Below are 17,183 nucleotides of genomic sequence, written 5' to 3'. Positions count from 1 at the left end.
CAGCATAGCTGCATATTTAAGCCGCTATGCTGTTGTTTCACAAAAGCCACTTCTATTAGAATACCAGTCACACTTTTTATTCTTCACGAGACCTTTCATGCGCAAATCAAAGATTGCCGGTATTATTATCGCGGCGGTATCTTCGTCTGCTTTTTCGGCTGCAAGCCTTGCGAACGATCCAACCATGAGCAACTTCGGCTACGACTATTTTGAGGCTCGCGTGGGTGTCAGCCCTGTGACTTACGGTGTGGGTTTCAGCACCTCTATCCACCCAAATGCTCACATTCGTGCAGAGATTGACACTGAATTTGAATCTGATTACGACGTTTCAACCGCAATCGGCTTCCATGCGCCAGTAAACAACTGGGCAGACGTATACGGCGAGCTGGGTATGCGTACTGTGAAACAACGTGGCCGTTTCAACCATGACACCGAATTTGGTGTTGAAGTTAATCTGGGTCTGCGTCAGTGGTTGAGCCCACAACTGGAAGTAGGTGGCGAGATTGGCCATTTGTCTATCCAAGATGACGAGGACATTTTCGGTTCGGTATACGCCCGCTTCCACGCAACAGAACTGTTCTCTATCGGTTCACAAATGCGTTTCAACGACGTGTACGGCGACCAGTTCATGTTCACTACCCGCTTCAAATACTGATAAAAAAGCAATTAGTGTAAAAAAGGCCTCAATCGAGGCCTTTCTTCTTTCCGGTTTCCACACCCAGTAAACTCAGTGCCGAAAGCCCGATCAATTCGATAATGACCTTTTCGCCGTATTTGTCGATCAGGATTTCTACGCCATTGCCAATTTTGTTTTTTGCCTGGGTTTCCATATAGACTGACCCCAACAAAAAACGCACGCAATGGGCAAACTTTTCCTGCTCCAGCCCTGCCAGCCAAGAGGCTTTGATTGTTTCAGGACTACTCGCATCAATGAGGCCGCTCACATAGTCAAGGACTTGCCCCTGAAACGCATCCACCATCGAATCTTTACTTGGAACCACCCGCTGAATTCCACTGCGGCTCAAACCGGTATATTTGGCTATGGCTCCATAAGTAACGGCATCCCAGCCGTCTTGAAAGAAGATCTCAATAATCGATTGATAGACCAGCGCCTCTGTTTGCAGCGCGCCCTCTTTAGTATTTTTCGCCATCCGTTTTACTTCCCAGACATTTCCTTTATCACCGGATCCCTTGGCTTTCCTGCCAATCGGCGATTAAAACGGTTACGATTGTACCCTTATTTTGTGATGTAAATGATAAATGATTGAAAAAGGCTAGGCCGTTCTATCATTTTTCATCCAATTGGTTTTGCAGCCAGTGCCTGAAAGCGAGAATTTTGGCATTGCCCTGATGTTCTTCGCGATAAACCAGATAGAAGCTAAATGGCGATTTAACGGGTAAATCTACCGGCGCAACCAGACGACCCGTACTCAGATAATCCTGAATGTAGGCCATCCGGCCAATAGCAACACCCATTTCACCACAGGCCGCCTCCAATGCGAGATCTGCCCGATCAAAGCTGTGATTGGTGCCATTTAAAGTGATGCCATTGGTGTTCGCCCAATATGACCATTCGTCGCTCAAGCTGGCGCTGGCCCAAGGGGCGGCATCATGCAGGAGCTGGCATTGGGCGAGCTTTTCAGGTTGGTCGAAAAGACCATGGCGCTCGGCATACCTTGGGCTACAAACCGGGACGATGGCATCGTCCATCAGGTGCTGGCTGACAAGCCCTGTGTACCGCCCATGGCCAAAGTAAATGGCACAGTCGAACGCTTCCGCTTTGAAATCAATCAGGTCGTTGCGGGTTCTTAGATGAAAGGTAATATCCGGAAAGCGCTCGGTGAAAGCGTGCAAACGGGGAACCAACCATTTTTGGGCAAAGGTTGGCGGGGCTGAAACAATAAAATCACCCGAAGGCTTAGCTCGGTTAATTTCTTGCAACTTCATGCTTATCGCTGAAAACTGCTCCGTCACCACCAGCTTCAGTTGCTCCCCTTCATTGGTCAGCGAAAGATGGCGGGGACGACGGACAAAGAGTGAAACATCCAGCCGTTGTTCCAGCTTTTTAATCCGGTGGGAAACCGCACTTTGGGTGAGGTGGAGTTCCTGCGCGGCACGGGTGAAACTCATGGTTTCAGCCACCACGGAAAAGCAGTGAAGCCCGGCAAGCAAAGAGGAAGAAAGTTGAGGCAGTTTCATGACGCTTCGACAGTTTTCAGATAATTTACTGACTTTAACAATAATTCTCTGTCGTTACACTTTATAGAAATCTTGAGTGACCACCCGATCCCATCATTGCTAAGCTGGCCATGTCAGAAAACAAAAAAAGCCGCTGAGAGCAGCGGCTTTCTGTTTTAAAAAGGGTAATTAAATTGCGCGAAGCAGTTGCTGTTTAGTTTCTTCGCTCAGCAATGTCCAATGCGTACCGTTTTGCGCACCTGCAAACATCCATAGCAGTTTCACGTCAACATCATAGCCATGTGCTTCCTGCACTTTACGGAAGAGTTCTTCCGGGCTCATCGAAAAGAATGTGTCCACGTCTTCAACACCGGCTTTTTTGAGCATGCGTTCAATGGTCAAACGCAAGTTGGGTAAATCGCGCAGACGTTTGTTGAGTTTGGAATCGCGATATTCCTTCTCCGCTACAGACGTGTCTACGGACTTTTTTACCATGTCACCTAGCGACTTATCCTCCCCTTCATAAAGGTCGGTGATGTCATAGTAATTGACGATAGCCGTCGAACTTTTCTTGACGTGTACATACTTTTTGCACTGTTTGTCCAACAGTTTAGGGGTCAATTCCGCTCCACCACGAAGGTAGATACGATCTTCTTTGATAAGGGCAAACATTGCGCCGCTAACAAAAAAGCCTGTGCCGCCAAACATGGAGCGTTTTTCCATCTCGCCAAATTGAGACAGATAATCCACAAAACCACTTTTAACTTCCAACACTTAAGCCTCCTTTCTCCCCAAAACTAAACCAAAATATCGGTTTAAAAAGTGTAATTTCTCAACGCAAAATAATGATGACCGATTAAGGCACAGAAAACCATGCACTAGATCACTACCGCCAAAATATTGTCGCTATTTTGCAACAGCCGTCACGAATAATTGATGTAATTTTTATGTTTACAGCCTGTTAAATGCACCATGGCACTCGCATTTTGATGCCTTTTTTTGCACCGAAGTTTCCGATTAAACGTTATGCTACTTCAAAAAATAAAACTCAAAGGGACAGCAACTTGCTTTTTATCTATTAATAATATTGTCACCTAAGGTGGTGACTGGATGTCTAGGCAGTAAAATTCAAATTGCTTTTTGTTCAAATTTGACAACAGATGTATTTCTTTTGAGGCGTGCGACGTTTACTATTCGGGAAGCATTCTTTTGAGTCTAAAAAGATGGATCACCTATCGTTATTCTGGGTCTCTCCCAACCGCGAAAAATACCTAAAAGCAATAGAAACTGACTTCTTCCAACGCGTTTATCGCTCTGTGAAAGACGGTACGTTGGAGCTCCCTCCAATCCCAGACGTTGTCATCTCACTCCAGCGTATGTGCAACGATCCCAATACCACCATTCGGAATGTCGCGACCTTGTTGCTAGATGATGCAACGCTAACCGCATCAGTCATTCGCTCAGCCAACTCAGCCGTATTCAGCCCCCGTAACCAGCGACCCTGCCATGACATTTCAATGGCAGTATCCCGTCTGGGTATGAAACGTGTACTGGCGTTAGCCACAGCGCACGCTATTCAAACGCTGAAAACCACCTCTCCCTTTACTGCTGAATGCAATGAATTGCTTCGTAAAAGTGCACTGGCATCGCGAGAGTTTGGTTCGACGATGGCGCTGCTGTGTCAAAAGGTGCGTAGTTATGATGACGAAAATACGCATTTGGAAGTTGAAAAGTCGCTATTGATAGGCTTACTGGCAGATATCGGTATTTACAGTGCCGTAAAGGCATACCAAGCCTATACCGATGAAGGCAATTACCTTGATTTTGAGATTGCCAGCCATGTTTTCTATTCCGTAAGTAAAGAAGCCAGCCGTTTTATTCTAAAGAGTTGGGATTTTGACATCGACTTTGTTGAGGTGTCAGTAAATCGTCGCATACGGAAAGCCGAGGATGACATCACATATTTAGATATTGCGAAAATGGCAAATCATCTCCTCCTGTTTCGTGCAAATGACGAAGATATTGCTGATCATGAGGTTGAAATCACCTTGGCAGGAGCAGAAGCACTCTACGAACTGTCAAACCTTAACGAAAAAGACTTCCGCTCTCAATTGACTAACATAGTGAATAATTGCGGTTTTTGACGATTTGACGGGGCGCATCGATTGACCTGATTGAATTGTGGCTGTTAATCTCATCACAATTTTCTTTTAATCAATAAGGTCTTAGCGTGATGCTCCCCGGCATGCTGTACATTTTCCTCCCCTTGGTGTTTGGTTATCTCATCACGATAAAAAATGCCAATCTGCTGGAAAAAATCAACACTTCTACTTCCCGCTTAGTTTTCATCATTCTCGGCTTGATGGGGCTTAGCCTTGCCGGATTAGACGACCTTTTCAACAACTTGAACCAAATCCTTTTGTTGGCCGTCACCTTCTTTCTCTGCATTGGCGTTGCCAATCTGCTTGCGCTTCCGCTGCTTGATAAAGTGATGAGGACGGAAACCAAACAACATAAACGGGAAGTACCGCTTTCCCACATGATTATGGAGTCGGTAAAACTGGTTTTTGTTGTGGCAGGCGGCCTTATTCTTGGTTTGATACTCCCTATTGGCCTGAACTGGGTAGACCCGGCCAGTGAAGCTATTTTGCTGGTGTTACTGTTTTTGATTGGTATTCAGTTGCGCAACAGCGGCATGAGCCTGAAGCAGATCATCATCAACAAGAAAGGCATGAGTATTGCTTTGGTGATTATCCTGACTTCCTGGCTGGGCGGACTGCTCGCTGCCTGGTTGCTTGATTTGCCCTATAACTACGGTTTGGCAATGGCATCCGGTTTTGGCTGGTACTCGCTCGCCGGAATTTTGATGGGAGACTCGCTGGGGCCTATATATGGCGGCGCATCATTCCTGCTCGAATTGGCAAGAGAGCTGGTCGCCATCATTCTTATCCCATTGTTGATAGCGCGTTATCCGCTCACTGCAATCGGTTACGGCGGCGCTACCGCCATGGATTTCACCCTCCCTATTATCCAGACCACCGGCGGTGTGAAATGCGTTCCTATCGCCATTGTAAGCGGCTTTATCCTGAGCTTGCTGGTTCCGATATTGATGCTGTTTTTTGTCGCGCTGTAGCTGCATTACTGAATGAATCCTTACATGATCTAGCCCACCTCGGTGGGCTTTTTTTAGCTCCCCTATACCCCACCTGCCATGCGTTAAAACATCGCCCTACGTCCTTCCCCTTTTATACCTAAACGACCTGAAGATGCAGAATTCAAGTCGTTTAGGTATATACATAGTTTCAAACCAGGCTATCGCGATATCGTCGTCTAACAGCATTTGAAGGCCGGTACCGACTTTGCTCAACACTTAAGTAGGCAATAACGCGTTAGGACTGTTCCACTTGGCAGAAATCGTGGGTGTTAAGGGAGAAGGAATTGAATAGTGAAAAGCGAAAGCTGGGGCTATGACAGCCCAAGCGTTTGGTGTCTGGAAAAGAAAAAGGAGAGCCTAAGCTCTCCTTTGGGGTTCAACAATGCGGGGGAACATTGCTGCTATTAGTTATTGCGGATCCACTCGTCCATGTCTGATTTCAGGTTGTCAGACTTGGTACCGAAGATTGCCTGAACACCACCGCCTGCAACAACAACACCTGCTGCACCCAGTTTCTTCAGTTGGTCTTGGTTAACTTTATCAACGCTTGCTACCGCAACACGCAGACGAGTGATACATGCATCCAGGTTAGTGATGTTCTCTTTACCACCGAATGCCATAACCAGCTCTTTCGCCATCTCAGACTCGCCACCAACCGCTGCTGCGCTTTCGTCTTCGTCTTCACGACCTGGAGTTTTCAGGTCCAGCTTAACGATAGCTACGCGGAAGATGATGTAGTAGAACGCTGCGTAAATCAGACCCAGGATTGGGAACAGCCACAGTTTCTGAGAGTTCGCAGACAGCACCACAAAGTCAATCAGACCGTGTGAGAAAGAGGTGCCGTGAACCATACCCAGCATGTTAACCAGAACGTATGCAGTACCCGCCAGAACAGCGTGGATTGCGTACAGTACTGGAGCAACGAACAGGAATGCGAATTCGATTGGCTCAGTAATACCTGTCAGGAATGAAGTCAGTGCTGCAGAAACCATGATACCACCCACTTTCGCGCGGTTTTCTGGTTTAGCAGTGTGCCACATTGCGATTGCAGCTGCTGGCAGACCGAACATCTTGAACATGAAGCCACCAGCCAGCTGACCGAAACCGTTACCTGCTGCGCGAGAAGCTTCGTCAGCAACCATGTAACAAGTCAGGATACCGGTACGTGCTTCACCTGCTGGTGTTACACATTGACCCGCTTCGTAGAAGAATGGTGCGTTCCAAATGTGGTGCAGACCGAATGGGATCAGTGAACGTTCAACCAGACCGTAGATACCGAATGCAACTTCTGGGTTCTGTACAGATGCCCACTCAGAGAATGCTGCGATTGCAGAACCGATTGGTGGCCAGATAACAGACAGTGCAATTGCCAGACCGATGCTCAGGAAGCCGGTGATAATTGGCACAGAACGCTTACCTGCGAAGAAGCCTAGGTAGTCAGGCAGTTGGATACGGAAGAAACGGTTGAATGCCCATGCAGCAACACCACCCGCCAGAATACCGCCCAGTACGCCAGTTTCGATACCTTCAAGACCGTATACACCCGCCATTACTTTCAGGGTGTTGGTCATGATGTAGTAACCAACGATAGCAGCCAGACCTGCAACACCGTCGTTGTTTGTGAAGCCCAGCGCTACACCAACAGCAAACAGCAGACCCATATGACCGAATACCGCGTCACCCGCGTTCATCATAATGGTTGAAACAATACTTGGCAGCCATGAGAAATCCGCAGCACCAACACCCAGCAAAATACCGGCTACTGGCATTACTGATACTGGAAGCATCAGCGCCTTACCGACTTTTTGCATATTTGCAAACAGGTTTTTAAACATAAAAACGCTCCTGATTAATGTCGAGTTGTCCTGATACTCAATTCAAGTGTGAGCTCTCGACAACCCCGTAACTATGTAATTCGCTGAGTAATATAAAACTGCTTCTTTACCGACACTACGTAACAGCGGTTAAGTGATCAGAAACTAAATATAGATCACACACAATTACCGCTATATTGCATTTGTGATACTTCATAACCATCTGTTTTGATTGAATTAAATTTAAATAACACAATTATCAGCATGATTTTCACCCATCCTCAAAAATCCCGTCGCTTTGTTTTTTTATGTAACGAAATAAGATTACAATTAACTGATTGTATCTGTGATTTCCACACTAAGATCTTGGTTTCTTATCTATAGATTTCAATTAGTTACATGGCAAAGCAGTTTGGATCGCAGCAACTTTGTCACACTGGGAATGAATACGTAACCTCAATTACATTGAAACCTCATTTGTAACACGGGCAAGAAATTGCATTGTCCGAAGACATTAAAAATCTCCCTGATCCTGTTCAGTCTGGCGAACGAAATAGTGTCTATCGTTGAGGTGGAAGAGAACATCACTGAATGGAAGCTCAGTAACGGTGTCACGCTTTATCTCCATACCTTGCCTGACAGCGAAGATAGCGTTTATGTCTATTCAGGGTCTCAAGGTGGACTGGCTTCATTGCCGCCTGCATTGCGCGCCGCTGCCCGAATGCTTCCGGCTACCTACCTGTCAACTGGTTTGGCGGGCCTGACAAACGAAGAGCTAAAACGTCTGATGTCTGCTAAACAAGTCTATGTACAGCCGCATGTTGAGGAAAACCTGCACTACTTCGCCGGTGAATCACCCGCAAATGCTTTGCCGATATTGTTGTCTGTCATCCACCACTCCTATCAAAACGCTACTTTCAATAAGAGAGCGTATGAGCAAGTAAGAGCGCAAATGACCCTTGAGCAAACCCGCTACGCTGAAGATAAATGCCAATAAGCCAAAAATACGGACACAGTTGCTTTTTAACGATGCGTTGTTCCGTTCCGATTTACTTAACATTGACGCCCAGCAAGACATGCTGAAAGACTTAACCTTAGAGGAGTTGCAGCAGTTTATGTACCAGTTTACCAGCGGCGACATTACTCGTTTCAATGTTACAAACTTACCCAACTAACAGCAAAAAGCCGGGGAAATCCCCGGCTTCATTTAGTTAATCATTTTCAACTATCGCTGTTTGGCGTGGGAGAAAAGATTAAAGAAGTTTTCAGTCGTGACTTTTGCCACTTCCTCGCCTGAAACACCTTTCAGCAAACCCACATAGTCAGCAACTTCGCGAACATAGGCTGGTTGGTTCTCTTTTCCACGGAATGGAACCGGCGCCAGATAAGGTGAATCTGTTTCTACCAATAGCTTTTCAAGCGGCAAGCGGCGAACCACGTCTTTCAGCTCAGAGGCTTTGTTGAACGTGACAATGCCTGATATAGAGATGTAGAACCCCAGTTCAATAGCCGCTTCTGCCATCTCAAAACTTTCGGTAAAGCAATGCAGCACACCACCCACTTTCTGCGCATTCTCTTCGCGCAGGATTTGCAGGGTGTCTTCACGCGCCATACGGGTGTGAATGATCAGCGGTTTGTTCAACTCCACGGCCAAACGGATATGCTGACGGAACGCATCCTTTTGTTTTTCCGCTAGCTCCGGCTGGTAATGATAATCCAGACCGGTTTCCCCGATTGCAACTACGCGGTCGTCCGATGCCAACTTTTTCAGGGTGTCGTAATCAAACCCTTCCTCGATATCGAGCGGGTGCACACCACAGGAGGCGAAAACGTTATCAAACGGGCGAATCAACTCCATCATGTTAGGGAAGCTTTTGAGTGTCACACCTACAGACAGCAGATAATCCACACCACGCTGCTTGGCATTGTCTACCACTGCAGCGACATCCGTGTGCAAATCATCATAATTTAGTTTGTCGAGGTGGCAATGCGAGTCGACTAGCACGTCACTTTCTCCAGTTCAGTTTTTCTAAAGCGGGTGATTATACGATAGATGAAGCGGGAAGGCTCACCTCCCCGCCCATTGATGTTTTATGCCTGAGGGGTGAAATCAGTCAACCAGCGACTGATCAGCAATTCGCTGTTAAGGCCGGTATGACGCGCCAGCTCTGCTTTCATTCGGTTCAGTGCCATCAACTGGTTCATCACAACGGATTGTGGCAGGGTTTTGGCCAGCTGGTTGACTGCGTCCATAGAGTCGCAGTGGACTATCGCCTCTTGGGAACCTTGTTGTACTTTGAGTACATCCAGCAGCAGAAAGCTCAGCCACTGCAAACCTTCTTGCTCGGCTTTAACCACCAGCTCAGTCAGGTTGAACAAGCCTTGTCGCTTTGTGACAAACTGCATGAAAGCTTCAATGAGCGCTTCGTGTTTACCAACACCGCCGTGCTCAATAAAATCCTTCGCCGCCAGAGGTGCGCCACGGTTAATTCGCAGCACTTGCAGTGGCACCGTTTCAAACAGATCGCTTTCTACCCAGCGCTTCACCACACTCTCTTCCGGTAACCGCGGTTTCCATTTGTTACAGCGGCTGACCACTGTGGGCAACATGGTATCCATGGAGCGGGAAAGCAAAATGAAGTGACAGTTCGCAGGCGGCTCTTCAAGGGTTTTCAGCAAGGCGTTTGCCGCCGCTTCGCCCATGCGATCCGCATTCTGGATCAGAATGACGCGCTGACCACCCAGCTGGGAGGTTTCCCACGCATATTGGTTACCGGCACGAACCGCATCGACGCCTAACTGTTTACCCTCCGCTTCAGGCTTAAGCCAGTGAAAGTCAGGATGGGTGTCTGCATCGAATAGCTGGCAGCTGTGACACATACCACAAGGCTCAGTAATACCATTCTTGCAAAGGATGGTTTTCGCCAGCATGGCAGCAAGTTCCAGCTTACCGCTTCCTTTTGGCGCGCTGAGCAAAATGGCGTGGTGCAGACGCTCCTGCCCCAGCAATTGCTGCCAGTTTTGCCAGATATCAGCGTGCCAGGGATACAACTTAGCCTGCATGGTTCAACCAGTTTTCCAACGCTGTGCGAATGTCTGCTGAAACCTGCTCAATGGTCTGGGATGCATCGATGATCACAATGTTATCGTTCGCATGCGCCAATTCCAGATAACGGGCGCGGGTACGGTGGAAGAAATCCAGCTTCATCTGCTCAATGCGATCCAGCTCGCCACGGGCACGGGCACGTTCTAGGCCAATTGCCGGGTCAAGGTCCAGGTACAGGGTGAAATCAGGATGAAAATCCCCCAGCACGGTATCACGCAGGTTTTGCATCAGTTCTTTATCGAAACCGCGGCCACCGCCCTGATAAGCCTGTGAAGACATATCATGGCGATCACCAACCACATACGCACCTTTCGCCAGTGCAGGTTTAATCACATTGTCCACCAACTGGATACGCGCAGCGTATAGCAACAGCAGTTCAGCCATGTCTGTCAAAGGCTCGTCTGGATGACCTTCTTTGACCAGTGCACGCATTTGTTCTGCCAATGGCGTACCACCCGGCTCACGGGTAGTTTCAATATACTCAATGCCATGTGCTTTCAGCGTTGCAATCACGTTTTGAATGGCCGTGGTTTTACCCGCGCCCTCCAAGCCTTCTACGACGATAAATTTTCCGTTATTCATTGGCTTCTTAATACTTTGAGATACTGTCTCACTGCACGGTTATGCTCCGCCAGTGTCTTAGAAAATGTGTGTCCGCCCAATCCATCAGCCACAAAATAGAAATATGGCGTGTCGGAAGGTTGTGCGGCGGCCAGAATGGATGCTTTACCCGGCATCGCAATCGGCGTTGGTGGCAAACCAAAGATAACATAGGTGTTGTACGGTGTCGGTGTGCGCAAATCTTTCTTGCGGATATTCCCGTCGTAATTGTCACCCATGCCGTAAATCACGGTTGGATCTGTCTGCAGTCGCATACCTTTATTGAGTCGGTTTACAAATACCGACGCCACTTTTGTACGCTCTTTGTCTACGGCCGTTTCTTTTTCGATGATGGAGGCCAGCGTCAACAGCTCATAAGGGGAATCAATCGGCAGTGACTGGTCACGGCTTTCCCATGCCTGATTCAATGACGCCTGAAGTTGTCTGGATGCACGTTTGAGGATTGACAGGTCACTTTCACCCGCTACATAGTGGTAGGTTTCAGGGAGCAGTAAACCTTCCAGCTTTTCATTATCCAGGCCAAGTTTCTTGGCGATTTGCGCTTCAGTCAGACCCGCTGTTTCGTGCTTGAGGTTGTCCGTTTCTGCCAGCTGATCACGCCACTCTTTAAACGTACTGCCTTCCACAAACGTAATCGCAAACTGATGCTCTTTGCCTTCGCGGATAAGTGCAAACAAACCGGCAAGCGTCATACCGGGCTCCACCTCAAACGTTCCCGCTTTCAATCGGGTAAGTTCAGGGTGGGTTTTCGCCGCCCATCTCGCCCATTGAGAAGGTTCAATCACGCCGTCGGAGACCAATTGGCGTGTCAGGGAGTGATAATTCGCACCTTCAGGGACGGTGACCAGTGTACGCTCTTGAATAGCGATATCATCGTTTACATAGTCTTCAATCTGGGTAAAACCCCAATAAGCGGCGCCTGCTGCAGCAAGTGATAAGAACAACACAATAAGCGCAAGTTTTTTAATCACGCAGTTAACCTCAGGGTAATGGCTCTGCAAGCCTCGAAATCGTTGTAATTTTTGTTGTGGTATTGTCGAACCGGAACCAACCCCATCACAGCGTTGGTAATGAATATTTCGTCAGACCCATCAATCACTGATGCCTGCTCACGACATTCGATCACTTTGTAGCCCAGTAATTTCGCGGTTTCTATAACGCGCGCGCGCATTGTACCTGCCACGCCGGCATTATCCAGTACTGGCGTAAACAAGGTGCGATCTTTGCGCCAGAACAGGTTGGACGCGGAAGTTTCAACTAGGTAACCGTTCATATCACAAGCAATGCCGTCGTCTACACCCAGGGTTTCGACTTCGCTTTTCAATATCACCTGCTCAAGACGGTTAAGGTGTTTTAAGCCTGCCAGAGGCGACAAGCCTATACGCTGCTTTAAAAGTCCAAGCGTGATCCCCTGCTCTTTCCACTGAAGGTAATGGGGCGGAAATAGATGAGAAGAAACCACGACGGTGGGACTTACACATCCTTGGGGGCTATACCCTCGCCCGCCAATACCGCGAGTGATGATGACTTTCATCACAGCGTTAGGCTCGGATTGAACAGAGCGAGCGACCTGCTCCACCCATTGCCCGGCGAGCTGCCAGTCGACGCCTTCAATCTGCAACGCTGCGATATTGTTTTTCATCCGTTCAAGATGACGTGACCAAGCATCGATTACGCCGCGCCTAACCAGCATGGTAGTAAAGATGCCGTCGCCATACTGGAAGCCACGATCCGCCGCCGCCAGTTTGTCATCGGGTTGTCCGTTTATCAAAAGCATCTGATCGTTCCTTGAGCGCGGGATAAAAAAGCGGCCCGGTAACGAATTACCGGGCCGCTCTATTCTAGCAAAAATACTTCTTTGCCAAAAAACTAAGCTACGAAAAGTGCTTAGATTTTTTTGAAGATCAGTGAGCCGTTGGTACCACCAAAGCCGAAAGAGTTACACAGTGCGTACTCCATCTTCACCTGACGTGCTTCATGCGGAACGTAGTCAAGGTCACAACCTTCACCTACGTTGTCCAGGTTAATTGTCGGCGGTACAGCCTGATCAACCAGAGACATCGCGGTAATGATAGATTCTACAGAGCCTGCCGCACCCAACAGGTGGCCAGTCATAGACTTGGTTGAAGAAACCATGGCTTTATCAGCCGCAGCACCCAGTGCCAAACGGATACCTTTGGTTTCCGCAACGTCACCCGCAGGAGTAGAGGTACCGTGTGCGTTCACGTAACCGATGTCTTCAGGGTTGATGCCAGCATCGCGGATTGCTGCTTTCATTGCCAGCGCGCCACCTGAACCGTCTTCGCTTGGAGAGGTCATGTGGTAAGCATCGCCACTCATACCGAAGCCAACCAGCTCACAGTAGATTTTCGCGCCACGTGCTTTCGCGTGCTCGTACTCTTCAAGGATCATTACGCCCGCACCGTCACCCAGCACAAAACCGTCACGGTCTTTGTCCCAAGGACGAGATGCTGCTTGTGGGTCGTCATTGCGGGTAGACAGTGCTTTCGCTGCCGCAAAGCCGCCCATACCCAGCTCGGTAGATGCTTTTTCTGCACCACCTGCAACCATTGCGTCTGCGTCGCCGTATGCAATCATACGTGCTGCGTGACCAATGTTGTGAAGGCCAGTGGTACATGCGGTAGAAATCGCGATGTTTGGACCGCGCAAACCGTAGTTAATCGATACGTGACCGGCGATCATGTTTACGATGGTCGACGGTACAAAAAATGGGCTAATTTTACGCGGGCCTTTTTCAAGGTACGCGCGATGGTTCGACTCAATCAGGCCAAGACCACCAATACCAGAACCGATGGCTACGCCAATGCGTTCTGCGTTTTCTTCTGTGATCTCCAGACCAGAATCTTTAAGTGCTTGCACACTTGCAGCGATGCCGTACTGGATGAACAGATCCATTTTCTTGGCATCTTTTTTAGAGATGTAATCTTCACTGTTGAAATCATTTACCAGACCAGCAAACTTAGTTGCGAAGTCAGTGGTATCGAAATGCGTGATTGGCTGAATGCCGCTTTGACCTGCCAGCAACGCTTTCCAAGATGATTCAACGGTGTTACCTACAGGTGATAACATCCCCATGCCAGTGACAACAACACGACGCTTAGACACGATGATTTTCTCCGGAGAAAGGTGATTCTTTGAAATTTCGGGGTGTTAGAAAAAACTCAGGCGGTCAAGGTGACCGCCTGGTAGGATCTTGTTCTGATTACTCAGACGCGCTAACAACGTAGTCGATAGCTGCTTGAACAGTAGTAATCTTCTCTGCTTCTTCGTCTGGGATCTCAGTATCGAACTCTTCTTCCAGAGCCATTACCAGCTCAACGGTGTCCAGAGAATCTGCACCCAGATCGTCAACGAAAGATGCTTCGTTTTTAACTTCAGCTTCGTCTACGCCCAGTTGCTCAACGATGATTTTTTTTACGCGTTCTTCGATGTTGCTCATATTAATACTAGTCCTTACAAGATTCGCAGATGCGATATGTGCAGTAGTTTATTCAATAACGTGGAAGTTGCAACACCCGAAATGCTGGTCAAACCACGATTTGGCTGATAAACCACCGGATTTTGACCTGAATCATTTAGAGGTGCAACTTTAATGTTTAAATCATGTACATGCCGCCGTTAACGTGCAGTGTCTCACCTGTGATATAAGCTGCATCATCAGAAGCCAGGAAGGCGACTGTTGCTGCAATTTCACGTGGTTGACCCAAACGTCCGGCAGGTACCTGCGCCAGTGTCGCTGCACGCTGATCATCGTTCAGCGCTTTTGTCATATCGGTTTCGATGAAACCTGGGGCAACAGTATTTACAGTAATACCGCGCGATGCAACTTCACGTGCCATAGATTTGGTAAAGCCCACAACACCTGCTTTTGCAGCTGCATAGTTTGCCTGACCAGCATTACCCATAGTACCTACTACAGAACCTACGTTGATGATGCGACCATTGCGCTTTTTCATCATCGCGCGCAGTACAGCTTTCGACATACGGAAGATAGAAGTCAGGTTGGTATCCAGGATATCCTGCCACTCTTCATCTTTCATACGCATAAGAAGGTTATCGCGGGTGATACCTGCGTTATTTACCAGGATATCGATATCGCCAAACTCTTCCTTGATTGCTTTCAGCACTGCCTCAACAGATTCAGCAGACGTTACATTCAGTGCGTAACCCTTGCCATTCTCGCCCAGATATTCACTGATTGCTGCGGCACCGCTCTCAGAAGTGGCAGTACCTACGACGGTTGCACCGCGTTCAGCCAAAAGTTCAGCAATTGAGCGGCCGATACCACGGCTCGCACCAGTTACCAGCGCTATTTTACCGTTCAGGTTCATGGTGTTTTTCCTTTAAAAGGCAGCCAGGCAAATGGCTGCATATCCCGAATTTATTTTGCCGCTTCCAGAGAAGCTGTGTCGTTTACTGCTGCCGCGTTCAGACGCTTGTCGATACGCTTTGCCAGACCGGTCAGTACTTTACCTGGTCCCATTTCCAGCAGCAGTTCAACGCCTTCATTCGCCATTTTTTCACAGCCTTCAGTCCAGCGAACCGGGCCGTAAAGCTGGCGAACCAGCGCATCTTTGATAGCAGCGGGATCAGTTTCAGTCGCAACATCGGCATTGTTGATCACAGGTACAGATGGCGCAGAGAAAGTGATTTCTTCCAGCGCTACCGCCAGTTTGTCCGCAGCAGGTTTCATCAGTGCACAGTGTGAAGGCACTGATACCGGCAGAGGCAGAGCACGTTTTGCACCGGCTGCTTTACACAGCTCGTTTGCACGCTCAACCGCTTCTTTATTACCAGCAATAACCACCTGGCCTGGCGAGTTAAAGTTAACAGGTGAAACTACCTGGCCTTGCGCCGCTTCTTCACATGCTTTTGCAATTGCGTCGTTGTCCAGACCGATGATGGCAGACATTGCACCTACACCCGCAGGAACCGCTTCTTGCATCAGTTCACCGCGCAGTTCTACCAGCTTAACCGCTTGTTTGAAGTCAATGACGCCAGCACACACCAGCGCAGAGTATTCACCCAGGCTGTGACCCGCCATCACAGAAGGCATTGCACCGCCTTCTTGTTGCCATACACGCCAGATTGCCACAGAGGCAGTTAGCAGTGCTGGTTGGGTGCGGTTAGTTTGGTTGAGATCTTCAGCAGGACCATTTTGTACCAGTGCCCACAGGTCGTAACCCAGCACCTCTGACGCTTCAGCGAAGGTTTCTTTAACAATCGGGAACTGCTCACCCAGATCTGCCAGCATACCTACCGCTTGCGAACCTTGGCCTGGAAATACCACAGCAAAGTTAGACATTGTTTTTTCCTTATTAAAACTTAATCAGTGCAGAGCCCCAGGCGAAACCACCGCCGAAGGCTTCCAGCAATACCGTTTGGCCGCGTTGAATGCGTCCGTCTCGCACTGCTTCATCGAATGCAGTCGGTACGGAAGCGGCTGAGGTATTGCCATGTCTGTCAAGCGTGATCACTACCTGATCCATCGACATAGCCAGCTTCTTCGCTGTTGCTTTGATGATGCGGTAGTTCGCCTGATGAGGAACCAGCCAGTCAATTTCTGACTTGTCCATCTGATTTTCATCCAGCGTTTCAGTCACGATGTTTGCCAGTTGCGTTACCGCCACCTTGAAAACATCATTACCGGCCATTTCCAGCCACGCTTCTTCTTCAACCTGATTGCGTGCTTTGGCACGTTTTGGATATTTCAGGTTGAGCAATTCGCCAAATTTGCCGTCAGCACGCAGGTGGGTAGAAATGACACCCGGCTCTTCGCTTGCACCTAGAACAACCGCGCCCGCACCATCACCAAACAGGATGATCGTGCCGCGATCTTCCGGATCACACATGTGTGAAAGGCGATCTGCGCCAATCACCAGCGCATTTCGTGCCATGCCGGTTTTCACATACTGATCCGCAACGCTAAGCGCATAGACGAAACCAGAACATGCCGCCGCGATATCAAACGCTGGGCAGCCTGCAATCTCAAGCTTTGCCTGAACATCACACGCCGCTGCAGGGAATGCACTCTCACCACTGGTGGTTGCCACAATGATCAGGTCGATATCATTTTTGTCGATACCTGCCATATCAATGGCTTGGCACGCTGCGTGATACCCCATGGTTGCAACCGTCTCTTGCTCGGAAGCAATACGGCGCTCTTTAATACCGGTACGCGCAGTGATCCACTCATCACTGGTCTCTACCATTTTTTCGAGATCCGCATTAGTGCGGATTTGCGCAGGCAGAAAGCTGCCTGTGCCTAGAATCTTACTGTACATGAAGA

General features: G+C 48.6%; 18 protein-coding genes. 4 read left to right on the top strand and 14 right to left on the bottom strand.

The window, feature by feature from the left end; all coding sequences use genetic code 11:
- The first annotated feature begins 97 nt into the window (after nt 1–97).
- On the top strand, nt 98–655 hold the full coding sequence (locus KU854_RS15350; RefSeq protein WP_054778209.1) for an outer membrane beta-barrel protein: 558 nt from the start codon (nt 98–100) through the stop codon (nt 653–655).
- A gap of 28 nt (nt 656–683) precedes the next feature.
- On the opposite strand, the gene KU854_RS15345 is transcribed toward KU854_RS15350, so the two are convergent.
- From KU854_RS15345 to KU854_RS15335, 3 genes are all read right to left on the bottom strand, one after another.
- Nucleotides 684–1,151, bottom strand: a complete 468-nt coding sequence (locus KU854_RS15345) for a TetR/AcrR family transcriptional regulator (RefSeq protein ID WP_218359331.1) — start codon at nt 1,149–1,151, stop codon at nt 684–686.
- A gap of 136 nt (nt 1,152–1,287) precedes the next feature.
- Nucleotides 1,288–2,199, bottom strand: coding sequence for a DNA-binding transcriptional regulator DsdC (dsdC, locus tag KU854_RS15340; protein ID WP_218359330.1), 912 nt, complete (start codon nt 2,197–2,199; stop codon nt 1,288–1,290).
- A 168-nt stretch (nt 2,200–2,367) separates the two neighbouring features.
- A complete protein-coding gene (locus KU854_RS15335) occupies nt 2,368–2,952 on the bottom strand; it encodes a TfoX/Sxy family DNA transformation protein (protein WP_218359329.1) in 585 nt (194 codons plus the stop codon).
- Between the two features lie 449 nt (nt 2,953–3,401).
- On the opposite strand from KU854_RS15335, the gene KU854_RS15330 reads away from it, so the two are divergent.
- Nucleotides 3,402–4,322: an HDOD domain-containing protein gene (locus tag KU854_RS15330; protein ID WP_218359328.1), complete on the top strand. Its 921-nt coding sequence runs from the start codon at nt 3,402–3,404 to the stop codon at nt 4,320–4,322.
- 89 nt (nt 4,323–4,411) lie between these two features.
- Nucleotides 4,412–5,311: a LysO family transporter gene (locus tag KU854_RS15325; RefSeq protein ID WP_218359413.1), complete on the top strand. Its 900-nt coding sequence runs from the start codon at nt 4,412–4,414 to the stop codon at nt 5,309–5,311.
- Between the two features lie 425 nt (nt 5,312–5,736).
- On the opposite strand, the gene ptsG is transcribed toward KU854_RS15325, so the two are convergent.
- Entirely contained in the window at nt 5,737–7,167 is a 1,431-nt protein-coding gene (gene ptsG, locus KU854_RS15320; RefSeq protein WP_218359327.1) for a PTS glucose transporter subunit IIBC, read from the bottom strand.
- Nucleotides 7,168–7,642: 475 nt separating this feature from the next.
- On the opposite strand from ptsG, the gene KU854_RS15315 reads away from it, so the two are divergent.
- Nucleotides 7,643–8,143 (top strand): peptidase M16 family protein, encoded by a 501-nt coding sequence (locus KU854_RS15315; RefSeq protein WP_218359326.1) that lies wholly within the window; start codon nt 7,643–7,645, stop codon nt 8,141–8,143.
- Nucleotides 8,144–8,371: 228 nt separating this feature from the next.
- Here the strand turns inward: KU854_RS15315 and KU854_RS15310 are convergent, their stop codons facing one another.
- The 10 genes from KU854_RS15310 to KU854_RS15265 all read right to left on the bottom strand — a co-directional run bounded on the left by KU854_RS15310 (nt 8,372) and on the right by KU854_RS15265 (nt 17,178).
- Nucleotides 8,372–9,151 (bottom strand): TatD family hydrolase, encoded by a 780-nt coding sequence (locus tag KU854_RS15310; protein ID WP_218359325.1) that lies wholly within the window; start codon nt 9,149–9,151, stop codon nt 8,372–8,374.
- Between the two features lie 86 nt (nt 9,152–9,237).
- Nucleotides 9,238–10,209: a DNA polymerase III subunit delta' gene (gene holB / locus KU854_RS15305; RefSeq protein ID WP_054778198.1), complete on the bottom strand. Its 972-nt coding sequence runs from the start codon at nt 10,207–10,209 to the stop codon at nt 9,238–9,240.
- Entirely contained in the window at nt 10,199–10,834 is a 636-nt protein-coding gene (gene tmk, locus KU854_RS15300; RefSeq protein ID WP_218359324.1) for a dTMP kinase, read from the bottom strand. The genes holB and tmk overlap by 11 nt, the downstream gene beginning before the upstream one ends.
- Nucleotides 10,831–11,844, bottom strand: a complete 1,014-nt coding sequence (gene mltG / locus KU854_RS15295; RefSeq protein WP_218359323.1) for an endolytic transglycosylase MltG — start codon at nt 11,842–11,844, stop codon at nt 10,831–10,833. Before mltG ends, tmk begins: the two co-directional genes overlap by 4 nt.
- On the bottom strand, nt 11,841–12,650 hold the full coding sequence (pabC, locus tag KU854_RS15290) for an aminodeoxychorismate lyase (protein WP_218359322.1): 810 nt from the start codon (nt 12,648–12,650) through the stop codon (nt 11,841–11,843). The genes mltG and pabC overlap by 4 nt, the downstream gene beginning before the upstream one ends.
- Before the next feature lie 110 nt (nt 12,651–12,760).
- On the bottom strand, nt 12,761–13,999 hold the full coding sequence (gene fabF / locus KU854_RS15285) for a beta-ketoacyl-ACP synthase II (RefSeq protein ID WP_054778197.1): 1,239 nt from the start codon (nt 13,997–13,999) through the stop codon (nt 12,761–12,763).
- A gap of 97 nt (nt 14,000–14,096) precedes the next feature.
- A complete protein-coding gene (acpP, locus tag KU854_RS15280) occupies nt 14,097–14,333 on the bottom strand; it encodes an acyl carrier protein (protein ID WP_002541727.1) in 237 nt (78 codons plus the stop codon).
- A 157-nt stretch (nt 14,334–14,490) separates the two neighbouring features.
- Nucleotides 14,491–15,225: a 3-oxoacyl-ACP reductase FabG gene (fabG, locus tag KU854_RS15275; RefSeq protein ID WP_054778196.1), complete on the bottom strand. Its 735-nt coding sequence runs from the start codon at nt 15,223–15,225 to the stop codon at nt 14,491–14,493.
- A 50-nt stretch (nt 15,226–15,275) separates the two neighbouring features.
- Nucleotides 15,276–16,199 carry an ACP S-malonyltransferase gene (gene fabD / locus KU854_RS15270; protein ID WP_218359321.1) on the bottom strand — a complete coding sequence of 308 codons (924 nt, stop codon included), beginning with the start codon at nt 16,197–16,199 and terminating at the stop codon, nt 15,276–15,278.
- 13 nt (nt 16,200–16,212) lie between these two features.
- Nucleotides 16,213–17,178 carry a beta-ketoacyl-ACP synthase III gene (locus KU854_RS15265; RefSeq protein ID WP_218359320.1) on the bottom strand — a complete coding sequence of 322 codons (966 nt, stop codon included), beginning with the start codon at nt 17,176–17,178 and terminating at the stop codon, nt 16,213–16,215.
- Between the last annotated feature and the right edge of the window lie 5 nt (nt 17,179–17,183).

The organism is Enterovibrio paralichthyis, from assembly GCF_019209835.1.
Classification (GTDB): Bacteria; Pseudomonadota; Gammaproteobacteria; order Enterobacterales; family Vibrionaceae; genus Enterovibrio; species Enterovibrio paralichthyis.
Note: the sequence above shows the minus strand (reverse complement) of the source record. Positions and strands in the feature narration are given on the sequence as shown.